The sequence below is a fragment of the Kitasatospora mediocidica KCTC 9733 genome (assembly GCF_000744225.1).
GTDB lineage: Bacteria > Actinomycetota > Actinomycetes > Streptomycetales > Streptomycetaceae > Kitasatospora > Kitasatospora mediocidica.
Map to the genome: position 1 here is coordinate 634,334 of NZ_JQLN01000005.1, position 17,814 is coordinate 652,147.

Below are 17,814 nucleotides of genomic sequence, written 5' to 3' on the forward strand. Positions count from 1 at the left end.
CGATGGCCCAGCGCCCGAGCATCCCCCCGCGCCCGTACGTGCTGCTGAGCGCGGCGATGTCGATCGACGGCTACCTGGACGACGCCTCGGCCGAGCGGCTGCTGCTCTCCAACGCCGCCGACTTCGACCGGGTGGACGAGCTGCGGGCGGGCTGCGACGCGATCCTGGTCGGCTCCACCACGCTGCGCCGCGACAACCCGCGCCTGCTGGTCAACGACCCCGCGCGGCGGGCCGCCCGGACGCTCGGCGGCCAGAGCGCGTACCCGCTCAAGGTGACTCTCAGCGCGAGCGGTGAACTCCCCGCCGACCTGCGGTTCTGGCACACCGGCGACGCGAAGGTCGCCTACACCACGGACACCGCGGCGCCCGTGCTGCGGTCCGCGCTGACCGGGGTTCCGCAGACCGACGTGGTCGGGCTCGGCGACACCGTGCGGCTCGGCGCGCTGCTGGACGATCTGGGCCGGCGCGGCGTGCGACGGCTCATGGTGGAGGGCGGCGGGTCGGTGCACACCCAGTTCCTCGCCGAGGGGCTCGCCGACGAGGTGCAGCTCGCGGTCGCGCCGCTGCTGGTCGGGCAGGCCGCGGCACCCCGCTTCGTCAACCCGGCCGACTTCCCCGGCGGGAGCACCCGGCGGCTGCGGCTGCTGGAAGCCCGTACCGTCGGGGACGTCGTCCTGCTCCGGTACGCCCCGAAGGAATCCACCCGATGAACACCACCGACCTGCGCTTCCTCACCCGGGCGATCGAGCTGTCCAGGCTCTGCCCCGCCTCGGAGACCGCGTTCTCGGTCGGCGCGGTGATCGTCGGCGCCGACGGCGAGGTGCTCAGCGAGGGCCACAGCCGGGAGACCGACCCGGTCTGCCACGCCGAGGAGGCCGCGCTCGGCAAGCTGGCCGCCGACGACCCCCGGCTGCGGACGGCGACGCTCTACAGCTCGCTCGAACCGTGCAGCCGGCGGGCCTCGCGTCCCCTGCCGTGCGCCCGGCTGGTGATCGCCGCCGGGATCCCGCGGGTGGTGGTGGCCTGGCGGGAGCCGGACCTGTTCGTCACGGGCTGCGAGGGCGTCGGGCTGCTGACGGCGGCCGGGGTGACGGTCGTGGAACTGCCCGAGCTGGCGGCGGCGGCCCGGGAGGTCAACGCGCACCTGCTCGGCTGAGGCTCGGCGTTCCTTTGTATCCTTGGGGAACAAATACTGCCGAGGCCCCCCAGGAGCCGACATGCACGCCCCCACCGAGCTGTCCGTCCGCGCCCTGCTGCTCGACATGGACGGGACGCTGGTCAACTCCGACACCGTCGTCGAGCGCTGCTGGCGCCGCTGGGCGGCCGCGCAGGGCCTTGACGGGGACACCGTCATGCGGGTCGTGCACGGCCGCCAGGGGCACCTGAGCATGGCGATCCTGCTGCCGGACCGCCCGATGGAGCAGAACCTCGCCGAGAACCGGACGATGCTCGCCGAGGAGACCGCCGACGTCGAGGGCGTCGTCGAGATCCCCGGCGCCGCCGCGTTCCTGGCCTCGCTGACCGGCCACCCGCACGCCCTGGTCACCTCGGCGGACCGCGCCCTGGCCGGCACCAGGATGGCCGCCGCCGGACTGCCGATGCCCGACCTGGCGATCACCGCCGAGTCGGTGGGAGCCAGCAAGCCCGACCCGGAGGGCTTCCTCAAGGCCGCCGCCGAACTGGGCGTCGACCCGGCCGACTGCCTCGTCTTCGAGGACTCCGAGGCCGGCATAGCGGCGGGCCGGGCGGCCGGGATGCGGGTGGTGGGCGTCGGCGCACGTGCCGCCGCGCACGCGCCGACGGTGCACGTGCGGTCGCTGGAGCAGGTCCGGGTCGTCCCCGCAGGCGACGGCACGCTGACGGTGCACATCGCCTGACCGCCGACCGCCGACCACTGCGGGTTGTCGCGCACCGGCGCCCGTGCCGGACCAGACTGGCCGTATGGAGAAGCGCGACACGCCCCGTGCAACACCCGGCGGCACGGCCGACATCCGGGTCCGCCGGATCTACGACCCGCCCTCGCCGGACGACGGCCGGCGCGTGCTGGTCGACCGGCTCTGGCCGCGCGGCGTCAGCAAGGAGCGCGCCGAGCTGGACGAGTGGGCCAAGGAGCTGGCCCCCTCCGACGAGCTGCGCCGGTGGTACCACGCGGCCCCGCAGGAGCACGCCGCCGAGTTCGCCGACCGCTACCGCGCCGAGCTCGCCGCCCCCGAGCAGCAGGACCGGCTGGCCGCATTGCGCGCCCGGGCGCCGCTGACCCTGCTCACGGCGACCAAGGACGCGACGCACAGTCACGCCGCCCTGCTGCTGGAACTGCTGACGGGTCCCTGAGCGGCCGCACCGCCGCCCAGGGACCCGTCGTGGACCGGCTCGCTAGTTCACTGTCAGGGTGAGCGGTCCGGCCAGGGCCGTGTAGCCGTCGTTGTACAGGTACCAGACCGCGTACGAGCCCGCGCCGCTCAGCTTGCTCGTGCTGAAGGTCAGGCTGCCGCTGGTGCCCGGGGCGTACTGCCAGGTGAGGGACGACTGCTTGCCCGGCGTCACGCCGACCGGGTAGATGCCGATCCAGTTGGTCGAGCCCGCGGTGGCCGCCGGGGTCGTGTACTGGAAGGTGACGTTCGCGCCGTTGGCCACCGACGGCGTGCCGGTGGTCAGCGTGTTGGTCGGGACCGGGGCCACGACGGGCGAGAACGCGTCGTTGAGCGGCGTGGCGTAGGTGTCGTTGGCGGTCATGCCGGGCAGACCGAGCGCCGCGTCGATGGTGCGGGCGGTGCTGTAGTGGTCGTAGCGGCTCGCGCTGGTGGTGCCCGCCGGGACGGTGCCCTGGGAGCCGAGCACGATCGAGGCGACGTGGTTGCCCGCCTCACTGCTGTCCTCGTCCCAGGTGACGATCAGCAGGGACTTCTGCGAGGTCCAGGCCGGGGAGCTGAGCACCGGGGCCAGGGTCTGCTTCAGCCAGCCGTCCTGGGTCTGCAGGCTGGTCGCGCTGCCGTTGCCGGAGGCCTCACCGTCGTAGTAGTCGTCCGCCGCGATCCAGGAGAAGTTCGGCGTGGTGGCGGCGCTGGCCAGGTCGGTGGTCAGCTGGGTGGTGTCGAACAGGTGCGCCTGGCAGCGGGTCGGGTTGCCGCTGATGTCCGTGTAGTTGATGAACGGCGCGTCGTCCGGCTCGTAGTACTTGTCGTACTGCGTAGTGGTGTTGCAGGGCGTGCCCATGCCCTGCTCGTAGGCCTTCCAGCTCTTGCCCTTGGCCTCCAGCTGGTCGCCCAGGTTGGTCCCCGGGTCCTTGATGTTGGGCCAGTACGTCGCCCCGCCCGCGTAGGTGTCACCACCGGCGATCGCCAGGTAGTTCTCGTCGCTCGGGTGGTACACCGCGTGGTAGTTGGTCATGCTGGCGCCCTGCGCCATCAGGCTGTGGATGTAGGGCGTGTCCGTGGGGTCGCCCATCACCTCGTTGTAGTCGGTGTTCTCCATCATGACCTGGAAGACGTGGTCGTAGCCCGGCACCTTGGACGCCGGGGGCGCCAGCGGAGCGGCCGCGACGGGCGTCGACAGCGTCAGCGAGAGGTTGTCCAGGTAGCCGGACTCGCCCGAGCTCTGCAGGAACTGCGCCTGGACCAGGATCGAGCGGGTACCGGCCGGGACCGCGCCGGTGCTGCTGCGGGCCAGGAACGACGTGGTGTTCGACCGGTCGGCGGCGGAGACCGTCGGCAGGTTGACCGTCGAACCGACCTGGTGGCCCGAGCCGTCCTGGAACTGGAGCGAGACCGCCACGTAGCCCGCGTAGGTGGTCCAACCGCCGAGCCAGCCCGACAGGTTGTAGGTGATGCCGCCGCCGTCGATCGCGCCGGCCGCGGAGGAGACGTCCACGCTCTGGGTCATCGACCCGTCGCCCTGGTCGCCGGGCCCGAAGAACGCCTTACCCGGCGCCGGGCTGGACGGGTGGCCGAAGCTCCCGGCCGCATAGCAGTTCACGGCCGGGCTGCCCGACTGGACGGACCAGCCCGGCATGGTGCTGGCCGCTGTCCAGTCGGAGGTGCAGTATCCGGCCTCGGCGTCACCGTTCACGATCAGGTTCCCGCTGGTGGCGGCACCCGTCGCGGTCGGCGCCACCACCAGCAGCGCAGCTGTCAGTGCGAAGACGCTGCCGAGTGCTCTCCAGAGCAGTCGCATGTCCGTAGCCTCATCCCGTTGTCTGAGTTGTATGAACAACCGTCACGAACGGGCTATTGATAACGGACCCAGCTGTCCAGCGGAACAACGCCCGGAGTCCACCCGACGACACCCCGCCCCCACCTCGGGGCCGAGCCCGCCCGGCGGGACGACGGGGAGCCCCCAAGGACCGTCACTCACTCAGGTGTGGTGCGGCTCCCGGCCGTCATGCCCAGACGCACCTGTTCCTCCTCGACGATCTGGCGCGCCAGCTCGCTGTCCGACACGTCGACCGCATCTGGGGTGGCTTCGGCCACGGCGCTGCGGCGGGCGTAGGCGTCGAACAGGCGGGTCTTCTGTTCCAGCATCTTCACCATGCGTTCGTCCACTCCCCCGGTGGCGAGGAGGCGATGCACGCGAACCGGTCTGACCTGGCCCATGCGGTGGGCTCGGGCAACTGCCTGGTGCTCGATGGTCGGCTTGATCTGCGGTTCGCAGATAATGACGACTGAGGCAGCCTGCATATTGAGGCCGACACCAGCCGCCTGGATCTGTCCCAGAAGCACCGCTGGTCCCGAGACGCCGGCGAAATCGTCGACGACTTGCTGCCTCCGTCCTGCCGCGACGCTTCCGGTGAGCGGACCGAACAGCGGAGTACCGGCAGCGGGCCCCGCAGCCAGTGCTTCCTTCACTACGCTCAGCACGTCCTTGAAACTGGAGACCGGCGGCGGGACCGTACGGGAGCCGGCGAATCTCGAGTGAAGATCACCTTTGCCTCCCGGGCCATGGAGGACTACCGGTGGTGGCAAGTAACGGCTCCCCAGACTGGTACCCGGGGAGCCGCCGCCGTGTTACGCCAGTGCGGTGCGGAGTGCCGACGCCTGGCCTACCCGCAAGCAGGCCAGGCACAAGATCTGATGTCACGTCAGACGTTGAAACGGAACGGGTGCAGACCGGACCTGGCCTGCGACGGGGCGCCAATCGCACCCGTGGCCAGGCATTTCAAGGCATTCATTGTGTACACATGGGCCACTTGGTACACTTGGGCTCATGAGCCAGATGCCCATAGAGTCCATCCGCGATGTCCGCGCACACCTGGCCGAGGTCGTCGAGCGGGCCAACCATGACGACGTACCCACCGTCATCACACGCCGCGGCAAGCAGGTCGCCGCCGTCGTCTCCATCGAGATCCTGCGCAAGTACCAGGAATGGGAAGAGCGCGAGATCAACCGGATCATCGACGAGCGCATGGCAACTCCGGCAGCCGGTGTCCCGATCGAGGACGTCATGAGGGAGACACTGGCGCGCAGTGAGTGAGTACCGCACCCTCTTCCGGCCGGAGGCTCAGGCTGAACTTCGGAAGATTCCCCGGGACATGGCCCTCCGCATCCTCGCCAAGCTGACGGAACTGGAGAGCGACCCGTTCGGGTTCAACACGACGGCTCTCGTGTCGCAGCCCGACCGCCGACGCCTCCGGGTGGGCGACTACCGCGTCATCTACACGATCGACAACGGGGAACTGGTGGTGTGGGTCGTCCACGTCGCACACCGCTCCACCGTGTACGACACCTAACCCCAGTACACCGGGAGAAGAACGTCGAAGTCCTGCGGACTGTTGCGGACAGCTAGGCCGCCCGACCTGCTACACCTCGCAGGTCAGGCGGCCTTTCTGCGCAGCCTCAGACGTTGAAGCGGAACTCCACCACGTCGCCGTCCTGCATGACGTACTCCTTGCCCTCGATGCGCGACTTGCCCTTGGCGCGGGCCTCGGGGATGGAGCCGCAGACGACGAGGTCGTCGTAGGAGACGATTTCGGCCTTGATGAAGCCCTTCTGGAAGTCGGTGTGGATCACACCGGCGGCCTCGGGGGCGGTCGCGCCCTTCTTGATGGTCCAGGCGCGGACCTCCTTGGGGCCGGCCGTCAGGTAGGTCTGCAGGCCGAGGGTCTCGAAGCCGACGCGGCCGAGGGTGGCCATGCCGGCCTCCTCCTGGCCCATGGACTGGAGGAGTTCGAGGGCCTCGTCGTCGTCCATGCCGATCAGCTCGGACTCGATCTTCGCATTGAGGAAGATCGCCTCGGCGGGGGCGACCAGGGCGCGCTGGGCGTCCTTGAAGGCCTCGTCGGTGAGCTCGTCCTCGTCCACGTTGAAGACGTAGAGGAAGGGCTTGGCGGTGAGCAGGTGGAGCTCGCGCACCGAGGCGGAGTCGAAGCCGGCCTCGAAGAGGGTCTTGCCGGACTCCAGGATCGTCTGGGCGGCCTTGGCGGCGGCGAGGGTGGCCGCCGACTCCTTCTTGAGGCGGGACTCCTTCTCGAGGCGGGGGATCACCTTCTCGATCGACTGGAGGTCGGCGAGGATCAGCTCGGTGTTGATGGTCTCGATGTCGTCCTTCGGCGAGACCTTGCCGTCCACGTGCACGACGTCGGGGTCGACGAAGGCGCGGATGACCTGGCAGATCGCGTCGGACTCGCGGATGTTCGCGAGGAACTTGTTGCCCAGGCCCTCGCCCACCGAGGCGCCGCGGACGATGCCGGCGATGTCGACGAAGTCGACGGTGGCCGGGAGGAGGCGCTGCGAGCCGAAGATCTCGGCGAGCACGGTCAGTCGCGGGTCCGGGACGCCGACCACGCCGACGTTCGGCTCGATGGTGGCGAACGGGTAGTTGGCCGCCAGGACGTCGTTCTTGGTCAGGGCGTTGAACAGGGTCGACTTGCCGACGTTCGGCAGGCCGACGATTCCGATCGTGAGCGACATGAAGCGAGATCCCGTGGGCTTGGAGGGCGTGGAGCGGCACCGTACGGGCCGGTCGCCCAGTCTACGGGGCGTCGGGGAGGGGCCCGGAGGCGAGCCGCCCGGGTGGGCTTCCGGGCGGGCTTCCGGGCGGGCTTCCGGGCCGACTGCCGGGAGACACGGACGGGCCAGTTTTGTATCCATTACACAGTGTCGCGATGATCGGACCTTACGTTGGGCAGGTGGAGCAGAGCATCCGTACCCAGCCGCCCGGGCCGCGGCCCCGCCCGCCAGCCGGCGGCGGGGCTGCTGAGGCCGCCGTTCCGGGGCCGGCCACGCCCCGCGATGCCGCGGGTGCGGGGGCCGGCGGCGGGCCGCCCGGCGGCAGACCGTCCCGGCTGCGGACGGCCTCCGGCGGTGCGGGCGTGGCGCGGCTGCGGTGGAAGCTGAAGCTGCCGCTGGGCCGTTCGGGTCAGCAGGCGCGCAGCGGCCGGCCGGCCCGGCTGACGGCGATCGGCACCGGGGTGCTGACGCTGGCGGGCACGGTGGCCGCGGCGGGCGTCGACCAGTTGCTCTTCGACGGCCTCGGGGTGGTCTTCGGGCTCGGCTTCGTGGCGGTCTGCTTCCAGGCCGCCGTCCGGGTCCGCTCGGCGGACCTGCTGGCGGCGCCGATCAGCGGGCCGATCGCGTTCGCGCTGGCGCTGCTGCTGCTCGGCCCGGTGGCCAGTCCCGGGGTGGTCGGGCAGGTGGTGGCGCTGGCCACCGGCCTGGCGCTGCGGGCCGACTGGCTGTTCGCGGGGACGGGCCTGGCCGCGCTGATCGTCACGGCCCGGTTCGTCGCGCAGCGCCGGATCCGCCGCGGCCGCTGAGCGAAGCCCAGGGGCTGCGGGGCTCAGGGCCTCAGGGACTCAGGGGCTCAGGGGCTCAGGGGCTCAGGCGTCAGGAGGCGCCCTTCGCCGCAGCCATCGCGGCGCCGACGATGCCCGCGTCGTTGCGCAGTTCCGCCGGGACGACCCGGGCCGGCCGGTCCTTCAGCAGCGGCAGGAACTTCTCGTGCTTACGGCTGACGCCGCCACCGATGATCACCAGCTGCGGCGAGAAGAGCCGCTCCACCAGGTCCAGGTACTCGTCGACCCGCACCGACCAGTCGGCCCAGCTCAACTCGTGCCGCTCGCGCGCGGCGGCCGAGGCGCGCCGCTCGGCGTCCTTGCCGCGCAGTTCCAGGTGGCCGAGCTCGGTGTTGGGGACGAGCGTGCCGTCGACGAAGAGCGCGCTGCCGATGCCGGTGCCGAAGGTCAGCATCAGGACCACGCCGCCCTGGTCGCGTCCGGCGCCGTAGGAGACCTCGGCCAGGCCGGCCGCGTCCGCGTCGTTGAGCACCGTGCTCGGCAGGTCGAGGGTCTCGCGGAAGAGCCCCTCGGCGTCCAGGTCGATCCAGCCCTCGTTGACGTTGGCGGCGGTGCGGGTGTGCCCGCCGACCACCACGCCGGGGAAGGTCAGGCCGACCGGACCTCGGTGGCCGAAGTGGTCCACGATCTCCTTCACCACGGCGACCACCGACTCGGGCGAGGCGGGGTGCGGGGTGAGCACCTTGTGCCGGGGCTCGGCGAGTGCGCCGCGTTCCAGGTCGACCGGGGCGCCCTTGATCCCCGAGCCGCCGATGTCCACACCGAACACCGAGAGTGCCGTCACGTCTCCGCCTCCTCCGCGCCGTCCACAGCCTGTGCACAACCGTACGAGGGCCGGGTCGGCCCCGCCTGCTGATACCCGGAGCAGGCGGGGCCGAACGGTTGCGGGGGTCAGAGCTTCCCGGCGGCCTCGGCGCGCAGGTCGCGGCGCAGCTCCTTGGGGAGCGAGAACTGCAGGGTCTCCTCGGCCGTCTTGACGACCTGGACGTCCTCGAAGCCGCGCGCGGCGAGCCACTCCAGCACGCCCTGCACCAGGATCTCGGGGACCGAGGCGCCGCTGGTGAGGCCGATCGTCCCGACGCCCGCGAGCCAGGCCTCGTCCAGCTCCTCGGCGAAGTCCACCAGGTGCGCGGCCTTGGCGCCGTACTCCAGGCCGACCTCGACCAGGCGTACCGAGTTGGAGGAGTTCTTCGAGCCGACGACGATCAGCAGGTCGGTCTCGGGGGCGATCTGCTTGACCACCACCTGGCGGTTCTGGGTGGCGTAGCAGATGTCGTCGCTGGGGGGGCTGACCAGCAGCGGGAAGCGCTTCTTCAGCTCGCCGACGGTAGCCATCGTCTCGTCGACCGAAAGGGTGGTCTGGGAGAGCCAGACGACCTTGCTCTCGTCGCGGACCTTGACGTTCGCGACGTCCTCGGCGCCGTCGACCAGGTGGATCCGGTCCGGAGCCTCGCCCATCGTGCCGACGACCTCCTCGTGACCCTCGTGGCCCACCAGCAGGATGTCGTAGTCCTCCTCGGCGAACCGGACGGCCTCCTTGTGGACCTTGGTCACCAGGGGGCAGGTGGCGTCGATGGTGGCGAGCTTGCCGGCCTTGGCCTCGTCGTGGACGGCCGGGGCCACCCCGTGCGCGGAGAAGACCACGATGGAGCCCTCGGGCACCTCCTCGGTCTCGTCGACGAAGATGGCTCCCTGCTTCTCCAGGGTCCGCACCACGTACTTGTTGTGGACGATCTCCTTGCGGACGTAGATCGGAGCCCCGTACTGCTCGAGGGCCTTCTCCACGGCGATGACTGCGCGGTCGACGCCCGCGCAGTAGCCCCGAGGGGCGGCGAGCAGGACACGGCGCTGTGCGGTGGTGGACATGGCTCCCATGGTAGACGCGCGGGGTCGCCCGGCGGTGCGGTGTCGGCGCACGGCGCTAGCCTCGTCCCCATGGCCAATTCCAGCTCCCCCGAAGCCCCGATCCCGGTCGGCAAGGTCTCCGCACTGATCGGCGGCTGGGTGGACCGGCTGGGCGCGGTCTGGGTGGAGGGCCAGATCACCCAGCTGAGCCGACGACCCGGCATGCAGTTCCTGACGCTGCGTGACCCCGACAAGGACATCTCGCTCGGCGTCACCTGCTACCGCTCGGTCTTCGATCCGGTGGCCGACGTACTCCAGGAGGGCTCGCGGATCCTGGTACACGCCAAGCCCGAGTGGTACACCCCGCGCGGCACCCTCTCACTGCGCGCCACCGAGATCCGATTGGTCGGCCTCGGCGAACTGCTGGCCAGGCTGGAGCAGTTGAAGCACAAGCTGGCCGGCGAGGGGCTCTTCGCGATGGACCGCAAGAGGCCGCTGCCGTTCCTGCCGCAGTGCGTCGGCCTGGTCACCGGCCGGGCCTCGGCGGCCGAGCGCGACGTGCTGGAGAACGCCCGGCGGCGCTGGCCCGCCGTCCGCTTCGAGGTGCGCAACGTGCTGGTGCAGGGCGCCCAGGCGGCCTCCCAGGTGGCCGGCGCCGTCCGGGAGCTGGACGAGCACCCCGAGGTGGACGTGATCATCGTGGCGCGCGGCGGCGGCAGCGTGGAGGACCTGCTGCCGTTCTCGGACGAGCAGCTGCTGCGCGCGGTCGCCGCCGCCTCGACGCCGGTGGTGAGCGCGATCGGCCACGAGCCGGACCAGCCGCTGCTGGACTTCGTGGCCGACCTGCGGGCCTCCACGCCGACCGACGCGGCCAAGCGCGTCGTGCCCGACGTCGGCGAGGAGCAGACCCGGGTGCGCCACCTGCGCGACCGGGCCCGCCGGACGGTGCTGGGCCTGGTGGAGCGCGAGCAGCACGGGCTGGCGGGGGTGCGCAGCCGTCCGGTGCTGGCCGCGCCGCAGCGGCTGGTGGCGGAGCGGGAGCAGGAGCTGACCGCGCTGCTGGACCGCTCGCGGCGCTCGCTGGGGCACCGGCTGGACCGGGCCGAGTCGGACCTCGGGCACACCCTGGCTCGGGTGGTGGCGCTCTCGCCCGCCGCGACGCTGGAGCGCGGCTACGCGGTCCTGCAGCGCGCGGACGGCACGGTGCTGACCGATCCGGCGCAGGCGGCGACGGGCGACCGGCTGCACGCCCGGGTGGCGGGCGGCGGGCTCTCGGTGACGGTCGAGGCCGCGGACGAGCCCATGGACGAGCCCGCGGACGACGACGGCGGCGGCCCCGGCCCGGGCGCGGCCTCGGGGATTGTCGCTGCCGACGCCTAGGCTGACGCCATGGCAGACACCGCAGACACGGCAGAGACCGCGGGCAGCGCCGGCAACGACGCTGCGGGCGACAACGCGCTGGGATACGAGCAGGCCCGGGACGCCCTGATGGACGTGGTGCGCCGGCTGGAGACCGGCGGGACGTCGCTGGAGGAGTCGCTGGCCCTGTGGGAGCGCGGCGAGCAGCTGGCCAAGGTGTGCCAGCGCTGGCTGGACGGCGCCCGGGCCCGGCTGGACGCGGCGCTGGCGGCCGAGCAGGGCGCCGAGCCGACCGACGGCTAGCGCCTGACCGGCCCCCAAGGGACCAGCCGTGAGCCCGCAGTCGTGATCCGGATCACATGCCACCCCGGAATGGTTGAAAATTCATCCACGTTGGGGAGGATGAGCGGCACCAAGCCGCCCTACCGATCCCAGCATGAGGTGCAGCCAGCATGACCACCGCCAACGACGCCCTCGTCCTCGACGCCGCCGCTCAGGACCTGCTCTTCCGCGAGGCCCGCACGGCCAACACCTTCACCGACGAGCCGGTCAGCGACGAGCAGATCCAGGCCGTCTACGAGCTGGTCAAGTTCGCCCCGACCGCGTTCAACCAGCAGCCGCTGCGCGTCGTCCTGGTCCGCAGCCCCGAGGCCCGCGAGCGCCTGGTCAGCCACCTGGCCGACGGCAACAAGGCGAAGACCTCGACCGCTCCGCTGGTCGCCATTCTGGCCGCCGACAACGAGTTCCACGAGGAGCTGCCGACCCAGTTCCCGCACTTCCCGGCCGCCAAGGACGTCTTCTTCTCCGAGCGCCCGGTCCGCGAGGGCTCGGCCCGCATGAACGGCACGCTGCAGGTCGCCTACTTCATCCTCGGCCTGCGCGCGGCCGGCCTGGCCGCCGGCCCGATGACCGGCTTCGACGCCGAGGGCATCGACAAGGAGTTCTTCGCCGACGGTGACCACTCGGTGCTGGCCGTGGTGAACATCGGCAAGCCGGGTGCCGACGCCTGGTTCCCGCGCTCCCCGCGTCTGGCCTACGACGAGGTCGTCACCACCGTCTGACGCACCCCGAACGCCAGTGGGCCCCGGTTCCGCGAAGGAACCGGGGCCCACGTGCGTGCCGTCGCGGGTGGGCGCTACTTCAGCGCCTGCGCCAGCTGGCCGAGCTCGTCGTAGGAGGCGGTGCCGACGACCACGGTGGTGGCCGAGCCGGTCGCCTCGGTCAGGCCGCGATAGGGCTCGCCCTGGACGCGGTCCCAGGCGTGGCCGTCGATGGTCGAGCTGCCGTCGGCCTGGTAGCCGGCCACCACGGTCGTCAGCTGGGTGGCCTTGGGGGCGTCGCTCTGCTCGACCGCGGCGTACTTGCCGGAGGGCGTGACGAAGCCCAGGTGCCAGACGGCGTGGCCCTCGCCGTCCTTCTTGTACTCCACCGAGGTGGCGCGCCACTGCGCCGACAGCCCCACCGGCGCCAGCAGCGGGTACGGCGCCGCACGCTTCGCCGACGCCGCGGCGGAACCGTAGTCCACCACGTGAACTCCGTCACCTCCGGAATGCGGGGTGAAGAGATAGGCCAGCAGGCCCACGCCGATCACGGCGGCCATCGACAGGACCATGTCCCGTACGTTCTGCCGCCCGCTCCTACCACTCTTGGCTGCCACCGTCCCATGGTGACCCATCGTGTCCTGCGGCCCGTCACCCGGGGTGCCCCCAAGCGGCCCAACCGGTGCAAATCGGCCAGGAGCCGCAGGTGGCGGGGACCCGCGCCACAGACAGTCATCCCGTACACAGATACGATCGGGGAACCCTCACCGCAGCGTTCGACCAGGCAGTAGTCGACCGCTCACTGGCCGTCGCGTACAGAGAGGTATCGACGATGACCGCGCACGCAGTCAAGAAAACCAGCTCCTCCCAACTTCCGCAGGCCCTGGAGGTCGCCCCCGAGGCGCCCGACCGGAACCTCGCGCTCGAACTCGTCCGGGTCACCGAGGCAGCGGCCATGGCGGCCGGTCGCTGGGTCGGCAAGGGCGACAAGAACGGCGCCGACGGCGCGGCCGTCAAGGCCATGCGCACCCTCGTCTCGACCGTCTCGATGAACGGCATCGTCGTCATCGGGGAGGGCGAGAAGGACGAGGCCCCGATGCTCTACAACGGCGAGCGGGTCGGTGACGGCACCGGTGCCGAGTGCGACGTCGCCGTCGACCCGGTGGACGGCACCACGCTGACCGCCAAGGGGATGGCCAACGCCGTCGCCGTCCTCGCGGTCGCCGACCGCGGCACCATGTTCGACCCGAGCGCCGTGTTCTACATGGACAAGCTCGTCTGCGGCCCCGAGGCCGCCGACTACGTGGACATCACCGCCCCCGCCGCGGTCAACATCCGCCGGGTCGCCAAGGCCAAGGGCAGCTCCGTCGAGGACGTCACCGTGATGATCCTCGACCGCCCCCGGCACGCGAAGCTGGTCCAGGAGGTCCGCGAGGCCGGCGCCCGGATCAAGTTCATCACCGACGGCGACGTCGCCGGCGCCATCATGACCGCCCGCGAGGGCACCGGCGTCGACCTGCTGCTCGGCATCGGCGGCACCCCCGAGGGCATCATCGCCGCCTGCGCGATGAAGTGCATGGGCGGCGTCATCCAGGGCCGCCTGTGGCCCAAGGACGAGGCCGAGAAGCAGAAGGCGCTGGACGCCGGCCACGACCTGGACCGGGTGCTCAGCACCAACGACCTGGTCAGCGGCGAGAACGTCTTCTTCGTCGCCACCGGCATCACCGACGGCGAGCTGCTGCGCGGCGTCCACTACCGCAAGGAGACCGCCACCACCAGCTCGCTGGTGATGCGGTCCAAGAGCGGCACGATCCGCGAGATCCACTCGTCCCACAAGCTCTCCAAGCTGCGGGCCTACAGCGCGATCGACTTCGACCGCGCGAACTGAGCACCGAGTGAGCGCCGAGTCGAGCTGACGGCTGAGGGCGGCGGGTGGTACGACCACCCGCCGCCCTCAGCCCGCTATCCGCCCGCGCTCGGCGGTGCGCTGACCCGCCACCAGCTGGGCCTCGGCGCGCAGTTCGACCTCACGGCGACGGCGCCTGGCCAGCACCACCCGGCGCTCGGCCGCCGTCAGCCCGCCCCAGACCCCGTACGGCTCGGGCTGGACCAGCGCGTGCTCCCGGCACTCCAGCAGCACCGGACAGCGCGCACAGACCTGCTTGGCCTGCGCCTCCCGGGCCAGCCGGGCCGCCGTCGGCTCCTTGGACGGGGCGAAGAACAGCCCGGCCTCGTCCCGGCGGCAGGCCGCACAGGTGTGCCACGGGTTGTCCTCCAGGTGGTCGAGCCGCACCACCGCGGGAGCGCCCCCGGCCGCGCGCCGTTCTGCGGCCGCCGCCGCGCGGACGACACCGGTAACGCTGGGCTCGATCGGGTGCAGCACGGCGACTCCTGACACAGCTCGGGGAAGGCTCGCGTCGCTCACCGGCTGCCATCTGACCGCAGCCGTTCAAGAAACGATGTGCGAGAGGAATTACCCCGCGCACTCCCGGTTCATGCACACCGTGCCCGCCCGACCACAGCGTGCACTCAAGCCAACCACGAGTGCAGGTGACAGAGTTGACGGAATGTCGGATTCCGCCGCCACCGCCGCCGGGAGCCTCAGCGATCCAACTGCCTGCGGACCCACTCCTTGAGCTTCTTGCCCCTGCTCGGCTTGGCGTCACAGCCGCCGAAGACCGCCGTGCCCTTGATCCGCACCACCGGCGCGTACGGGTCGGCGGCGGTCTGCTCGCGGACGTCGAAGGCCCCGAAGATGCCGACCCCGCCGCCGTGCAGGCTGACGTTCTCGGGCACCCGGATCTCCACCCCGCCGAAGACCGCGGTCACCTCGATGACCACCTCCGGCGACTCGAAGACCGCGTCCGTCAGGTCGATCTCCACACCGCCGAAGATCGCCACCGCCTTGAGGTGCGAGCCCACCCGCCAGCGGCCCTTGCGGGTCGAACCGCCGAAGACCGCGACCATGCTCGACGACTCCTGGCGAGCCGGCGGCAGCGCGGGGCCGGCCTGCGCGGCGGGCTTGTCCATGGAGATCGCGCGGTGCGCCGGCAGGTCCCGGGTCAGCGGGGCCAACTCGCCGAGCGTCCTGGCGCCGTACGCCGCCTCGATCCGCTCGGAGTGCTCGTCGACGGTCAGCCGGCCGTCGGCGTAGGCGTCCCGCAGCAGCTCCGCGACGCGCTCGCGGTCGGCGTCCGAGGCACGCAGCTCGGCCTCGGCAACCGGGGCGGCCGACAGCCTGCTCGCCGGGTCGGTGGCGGACTTGGTCATGGGTACGGGCGCCTGGCCCTCGGGGTTCTGTGCCGCGGTGTTGTCCACCTCCCCAGCCTAGCCAGTGGGGCACCGTGCGAACGAGCGTTCCACCGACCGAAAGTGACCCCTGTCACGCAGGCTCACCTGCGCACGCCCGACGGCCTCGCGGGTCCTACGCTGGAGGGCGCTTCAACGACGCAGCCGGAGACGACCCAGCCGGATCCGGATCGACCCCACGAAGGACCGCCCCATGGCAGCCACGCCAGACTTCGCCTACTCCGACCTCCTCCCGCTCGGGGCCGACCCCACCCCGTACCGGAAGCTGACCTCCGAGGGCGTGAGCACCTTCGAGGCCGACGGCCGGCGCTTCCTGAAGGTCGAGCCGGAGGCCCTGCGGCTGCTCACCGCCGAGGCGATGCACGACATCTCGCACTACCTGCGGCCCGCGCACCTGGCGCAGCTGCGGCGGATCCTGGACGACCCCGAGGCGAGCCCGAACGACCGCTTCGTGGCGCTCGACCTGCTGAAGAACGTCAACATCTCGGCCGGCGGCATCCTGCCGATGTGCCAGGACACCGGCACCGCGATCGTGATGGGCAAGCGCGGCCAGAACGTGCTGACGTCCGGCGGCGACGAGGCCGCCATCGCCGGCGGCGTCTTCGACGCGTACACCAAGCTCAACCTGCGCTACTCGCAGATGGCCCCGCTGACCATGTGGGACGAGAAGAACACCGGCAACAACCTGCCCGCCCAGATCGAGCTCTACGCGACCGACGGCGACGCGTACAAGTTCCTCTTCATGGCGAAGGGCGGCGGCAGCGCCAACAAGTCGTACCTGTACCAGGAGACCAAGGCGATTCTCAACGAGAAGAGCATGCTGGCCTTCCTGGAGCAGAAGATCCGCTCGCTGGGCACCGCCGCCTGCCCGCCGTACCACCTGGCCATCGTGGTCGGCGGCACCAGCGCCGAGTTCGCGCTCAAGACCGCCAAGTACGCCTCGGCGCACTACCTGGACCAGCTGCCGACCTCCGGCGACGCGAAGACCGGCCACGGCTTCCGCGACCTGGAGCTGGAGGCCAAGGTCACCGAGCTGACCCAGAAGATCGGCATCGGCGCCCAGTTCGGCGGCAAGTACTTCTGCCACGACGTCCGGGTGATCCGCCTGCCGCGGCACGGCGCCTCGCTGCCGGTCGCGATGGCCGTCTCCTGCTCGGCCGACCGCCAGGCGCTCGGCAAGATCACCGCCGAGGGCGTCTTCCTGGAGCAGCTGGAGACCGACCCGGCCAAGTACCTGCCGGAGACCACCGACGAGCACCTCGACGACGAGGTCGTCCGGATCGACCTCAACCAGCCGATGGCGCAGATCCGCTCCGAGCTCTCCAAGCACGCGGTGAAGACCCGCCTCTCACTCACCGGCACCCTGGTCGTGGCGCGCGACATCGCGCACGCCAAGATCAAGGAGCGCCTGGACGCGGGCGAGGGCATGCCGCAGTACCTCAAGGACCACCCGGTCTACTACGCCGGCCCCGCCAAGACCCCCGAGGGCTACGCCTCCGGCTCCTTCGGCCCCACCACGGCCGGGCGGATGGACTCCTACGTCGACCAGTTCCAGGCGGCCGGCGGCTCGATGGTGATGCTCGCCAAGGGCAACCGCTCCCAGCAGGTCACCGACGCCTGCGCCGCGCACGGCGGCTTCTACCTCGGCTCGATCGGCGGCCCGGCGGCCCGACTCGCCCAGGACTGCATCAAGAAGGTCGAGGTGCTGGAGTACGCCGAGCTGGGCATGGAGGCGGTCTGGCGGATCGAGGTCGAGGACTTCCCCGCCTTCGTCGTCGTGGACGACAAGGGCAACGACTTCTTCGCCCCCGAGCAGCCGTCCACCACCTTCGTGGCCAGCATCCCGGTCCGCTCGGCGCAGTAGCCGACAGCCGGCACCCGTGCCCCGCGTGCGACCGGCACGCGGGGCACTGTGCTGCCTACTGCCAGGCCGTCAGCAGTTCCTCGGGTCCGACAACGGTCAGGCCCTGCAACGCGCTGCCGCTGCGTGGATGTGTCGCGGACCACAGGAAATCCGGGCGGACATCATTGCTCCATGCTTTCCGGAGCCCCGGAAATTGACATACCAGGCCAATCCCGGCGGACCACGGAAAACGCCCCGCACCGGTACATCTGGTGCGGGGCGGAGCTGCGGGACGGTCGCTCGGATTAGTGCGTGGGGGTAATCAGGCCGAGAGGCTTGACTCCACCGTCCTTGACGGAATCCGCCGCCGCGGACGCCTGCGGGTCCGTCTCGAGGGCAGGGGCCTCGGCCTGTGCCGGCACCTGCCAGTCGCCGTCCCCCGGGACGGGCAGGGCGGTCGCGGCCACGGCGGGCTCCTGGGGGGTCGCGATCAAGCTCTCGTTCTCGGCCATGGCAAGGCCTTTCTGGTCGTTAGTTTCACTTCCACCCCGATCGGGACCAGCCGAGGCGTAGGGACAGTATTGTAGGAATCGTTAAATGTCTTATAAACAGCCCTCCACTCGCTCAACTCG

Annotated in this window: 20 protein-coding genes and 1 pseudogene; 12 read left to right on the forward strand and 9 right to left on the reverse strand. The window is 71.1% G+C overall.

Translation table 11 applies throughout. The features are described from left to right. Nucleotides 1-2 precede the first annotated feature (2 nt). The 4 genes from BS80_RS43845 (at nt 3) to BS80_RS16895 (ending at nt 2,331) form a co-directional block, all read left to right on the forward strand. Nucleotides 3-710, forward strand: coding sequence for a RibD family protein (locus tag BS80_RS43845; protein ID WP_035798294.1), 708 nt, complete (start codon nt 3-5; stop codon nt 708-710). After that, the gene (locus tag BS80_RS43850; protein ID WP_035798295.1) at nt 707-1,156 is read left to right on the forward strand and encodes a deaminase; all 450 of its coding nucleotides are present in this window, start codon (nt 707-709) and stop codon (nt 1,154-1,156) included. Before BS80_RS43845 ends, BS80_RS43850 begins: the two co-directional genes overlap by 4 nt. Nucleotides 1,157-1,217: 61 nt before the next feature. Continuing rightward, the gene (locus tag BS80_RS16890; protein WP_035798296.1) at nt 1,218-1,877 is read left to right on the forward strand and encodes an HAD-IA family hydrolase; all 660 of its coding nucleotides are present in this window, start codon (nt 1,218-1,220) and stop codon (nt 1,875-1,877) included. Between the two features lie 64 nt (nt 1,878-1,941). Then, nucleotides 1,942-2,331, forward strand: a complete 390-nt coding sequence (locus BS80_RS16895; RefSeq protein WP_051966703.1) for a DUF488 domain-containing protein — start codon at nt 1,942-1,944, stop codon at nt 2,329-2,331. A gap of 42 nt (nt 2,332-2,373) precedes the next feature. Here the strand turns inward: BS80_RS16895 and BS80_RS16900 are convergent, their stop codons facing one another. Then, nucleotides 2,374-4,170, reverse strand: coding sequence for an alkaline phosphatase family protein (locus BS80_RS16900; protein WP_035798297.1), 1,797 nt, complete (start codon nt 4,168-4,170; stop codon nt 2,374-2,376). A 176-nt stretch (nt 4,171-4,346) separates the two neighbouring features. After that, nucleotides 4,347-4,868: pseudogene (locus tag BS80_RS16905) on the reverse strand (helicase-related protein); the annotation flags it as partial. A gap of 331 nt (nt 4,869-5,199) precedes the next feature. On the opposite strand from BS80_RS16905, the gene BS80_RS16910 reads away from it, so the two are divergent. Beyond that, a complete protein-coding gene (locus BS80_RS16910; RefSeq protein WP_035798299.1) occupies nt 5,200-5,466 on the forward strand; it encodes a type II toxin-antitoxin system Phd/YefM family antitoxin in 267 nt (88 codons plus the stop codon). Beyond that, the gene (locus tag BS80_RS16915; RefSeq protein WP_035798300.1) at nt 5,459-5,722 is read left to right on the forward strand and encodes a type II toxin-antitoxin system RelE family toxin; all 264 of its coding nucleotides are present in this window, start codon (nt 5,459-5,461) and stop codon (nt 5,720-5,722) included. The genes BS80_RS16910 and BS80_RS16915 overlap by 8 nt, the downstream gene beginning before the upstream one ends. Nucleotides 5,723-5,828: 106 nt before the next feature. Here the strand turns inward: BS80_RS16915 and ychF are convergent, their stop codons facing one another. Next, nucleotides 5,829-6,902, reverse strand: a complete 1,074-nt coding sequence (gene ychF, locus BS80_RS16920; protein ID WP_035798302.1) for a redox-regulated ATPase YchF — start codon at nt 6,900-6,902, stop codon at nt 5,829-5,831. A 218-nt stretch (nt 6,903-7,120) separates the two neighbouring features. Between ychF and BS80_RS16925 the strand changes: the two genes are divergently transcribed. Then, a complete protein-coding gene (locus BS80_RS16925; protein ID WP_157536322.1) occupies nt 7,121-7,747 on the forward strand; it encodes a DUF6542 domain-containing protein in 627 nt (208 codons plus the stop codon). A gap of 70 nt (nt 7,748-7,817) precedes the next feature. On the opposite strand, the gene ppgK is transcribed toward BS80_RS16925, so the two are convergent. Together ppgK and BS80_RS16935 are read right to left on the reverse strand one after the other, a co-directional pair. Continuing rightward, nucleotides 7,818-8,570, reverse strand: a complete 753-nt coding sequence (gene ppgK, locus BS80_RS16930) for a polyphosphate--glucose phosphotransferase (protein WP_035798304.1) — start codon at nt 8,568-8,570, stop codon at nt 7,818-7,820. A gap of 107 nt (nt 8,571-8,677) precedes the next feature. Then, nucleotides 8,678-9,661, reverse strand: a complete 984-nt coding sequence (locus BS80_RS16935) for a 4-hydroxy-3-methylbut-2-enyl diphosphate reductase (RefSeq protein WP_035798306.1) — start codon at nt 9,659-9,661, stop codon at nt 8,678-8,680. 60 nt (nt 9,662-9,721) lie between these two features. Between BS80_RS16935 and xseA the strand changes: the two genes are divergently transcribed. The 3 genes from xseA to BS80_RS16950 all read left to right on the forward strand — a co-directional run bounded on the left by xseA (nt 9,722) and on the right by BS80_RS16950 (nt 12,051). Then, entirely contained in the window at nt 9,722-11,011 is a 1,290-nt protein-coding gene (gene xseA / locus BS80_RS16940; protein ID WP_051966705.1) for an exodeoxyribonuclease VII large subunit, read from the forward strand. Between the two features lie 9 nt (nt 11,012-11,020). Continuing rightward, complete coding sequence (locus BS80_RS16945) at nt 11,021-11,293, forward strand: exodeoxyribonuclease VII small subunit (protein WP_051966706.1); 273 nt, start codon at nt 11,021-11,023, stop codon at nt 11,291-11,293. A 149-nt stretch (nt 11,294-11,442) separates the two neighbouring features. Next, complete coding sequence (locus BS80_RS16950) at nt 11,443-12,051, forward strand: malonic semialdehyde reductase (RefSeq protein WP_035798307.1); 609 nt, start codon at nt 11,443-11,445, stop codon at nt 12,049-12,051. A 74-nt stretch (nt 12,052-12,125) separates the two neighbouring features. Here the strand turns inward: BS80_RS16950 and BS80_RS16955 are convergent, their stop codons facing one another. Beyond that, nucleotides 12,126-12,647, reverse strand: a complete 522-nt coding sequence (locus tag BS80_RS16955; protein WP_198045547.1) for a DUF4245 domain-containing protein — start codon at nt 12,645-12,647, stop codon at nt 12,126-12,128. Between the two features lie 215 nt (nt 12,648-12,862). Between BS80_RS16955 and glpX the strand changes: the two genes are divergently transcribed. Next, complete coding sequence (gene glpX, locus BS80_RS16960) at nt 12,863-13,918, forward strand: class II fructose-bisphosphatase (RefSeq protein WP_051966708.1); 1,056 nt, start codon at nt 12,863-12,865, stop codon at nt 13,916-13,918. 66 nt (nt 13,919-13,984) lie between these two features. Here the strand turns inward: glpX and BS80_RS16965 are convergent, their stop codons facing one another. Both BS80_RS16965 and BS80_RS16970 read right to left on the reverse strand, forming a co-directional pair. Then, nucleotides 13,985-14,326 carry a WhiB family transcriptional regulator gene (locus tag BS80_RS16965; RefSeq protein ID WP_051967124.1) on the reverse strand — a complete coding sequence of 114 codons (342 nt, stop codon included), beginning with the start codon at nt 14,324-14,326 and terminating at the stop codon, nt 13,985-13,987. A 305-nt stretch (nt 14,327-14,631) separates the two neighbouring features. After that, nucleotides 14,632-15,300 carry a DUF1707 SHOCT-like domain-containing protein gene (locus tag BS80_RS16970; protein WP_035801547.1) on the reverse strand — a complete coding sequence of 223 codons (669 nt, stop codon included), beginning with the start codon at nt 15,298-15,300 and terminating at the stop codon, nt 14,632-14,634. 232 nt (nt 15,301-15,532) lie between these two features. On the opposite strand from BS80_RS16970, the gene BS80_RS16975 reads away from it, so the two are divergent. After that, nucleotides 15,533-17,203, forward strand: coding sequence for a fumarate hydratase (locus BS80_RS16975; RefSeq protein ID WP_035798310.1), 1,671 nt, complete (start codon nt 15,533-15,535; stop codon nt 17,201-17,203). Nucleotides 17,204-17,487: 284 nt separating this feature from the next. Here BS80_RS16975 and BS80_RS16980 read toward each other — a convergent pair whose 3' ends face one another. Continuing rightward, nucleotides 17,488-17,694, reverse strand: coding sequence for a hypothetical protein (locus BS80_RS16980; protein ID WP_035798312.1), 207 nt, complete (start codon nt 17,692-17,694; stop codon nt 17,488-17,490). Nucleotides 17,695-17,814 lie beyond the last annotated feature (120 nt).

Excerpts from the sequence above, each read along its gene's own strand:
- BS80_RS16895 (WP_051966703.1), top strand. The coding sequence starts at position 1,942 with ATGGAGAAGCGCGACACGCCCCGTGCAACACCCGGCGGCACGGCCGAC.
- BS80_RS43845 (WP_035798294.1), top strand. The coding sequence starts at position 3 with ATGGCCCAGCGCCCGAGCATCCCCCCGCGCCCGTACGTGCTGCTGAGC.
- BS80_RS16970 (WP_035801547.1), bottom strand. The coding sequence starts at position 15,300 with ATGACCAAGTCCGCCACCGACCCGGCGAGCAGGCTGTCGGCCGCCCCG.
- BS80_RS16980 (WP_035798312.1), bottom strand. The coding sequence starts at position 17,694 with ATGGCCGAGAACGAGAGCTTGATCGCGACCCCCCAGGAGCCCGCCGTG.
- BS80_RS16975 (WP_035798310.1), top strand. The coding sequence starts at position 15,533 with ATGGCAGCCACGCCAGACTTCGCCTACTCCGACCTCCTCCCGCTCGGG.
- BS80_RS16900 (WP_035798297.1), bottom strand. The coding sequence starts at position 4,170 with ATGCGACTGCTCTGGAGAGCACTCGGCAGCGTCTTCGCACTGACAGCT.
- xseA (WP_051966705.1), top strand. The coding sequence starts at position 9,722 with ATGGCCAATTCCAGCTCCCCCGAAGCCCCGATCCCGGTCGGCAAGGTC.
- BS80_RS16935 (WP_035798306.1), bottom strand. The coding sequence starts at position 9,661 with ATGGGAGCCATGTCCACCACCGCACAGCGCCGTGTCCTGCTCGCCGCC.
- BS80_RS16910 (WP_035798299.1), top strand. The coding sequence starts at position 5,200 with ATGAGCCAGATGCCCATAGAGTCCATCCGCGATGTCCGCGCACACCTG.
- ychF (WP_035798302.1), bottom strand. The coding sequence starts at position 6,902 with ATGTCGCTCACGATCGGAATCGTCGGCCTGCCGAACGTCGGCAAGTCG.
- glpX (WP_051966708.1), top strand. The coding sequence starts at position 12,863 with ATGACCGCGCACGCAGTCAAGAAAACCAGCTCCTCCCAACTTCCGCAG.
- BS80_RS16945 (WP_051966706.1), top strand. The coding sequence starts at position 11,021 with ATGGCAGACACCGCAGACACGGCAGAGACCGCGGGCAGCGCCGGCAAC.
- BS80_RS43850 (WP_035798295.1), top strand. The coding sequence starts at position 707 with ATGAACACCACCGACCTGCGCTTCCTCACCCGGGCGATCGAGCTGTCC.
- BS80_RS16950 (WP_035798307.1), top strand. The coding sequence starts at position 11,443 with ATGACCACCGCCAACGACGCCCTCGTCCTCGACGCCGCCGCTCAGGAC.
- BS80_RS16890 (WP_035798296.1), top strand. The coding sequence starts at position 1,218 with ATGCACGCCCCCACCGAGCTGTCCGTCCGCGCCCTGCTGCTCGACATG.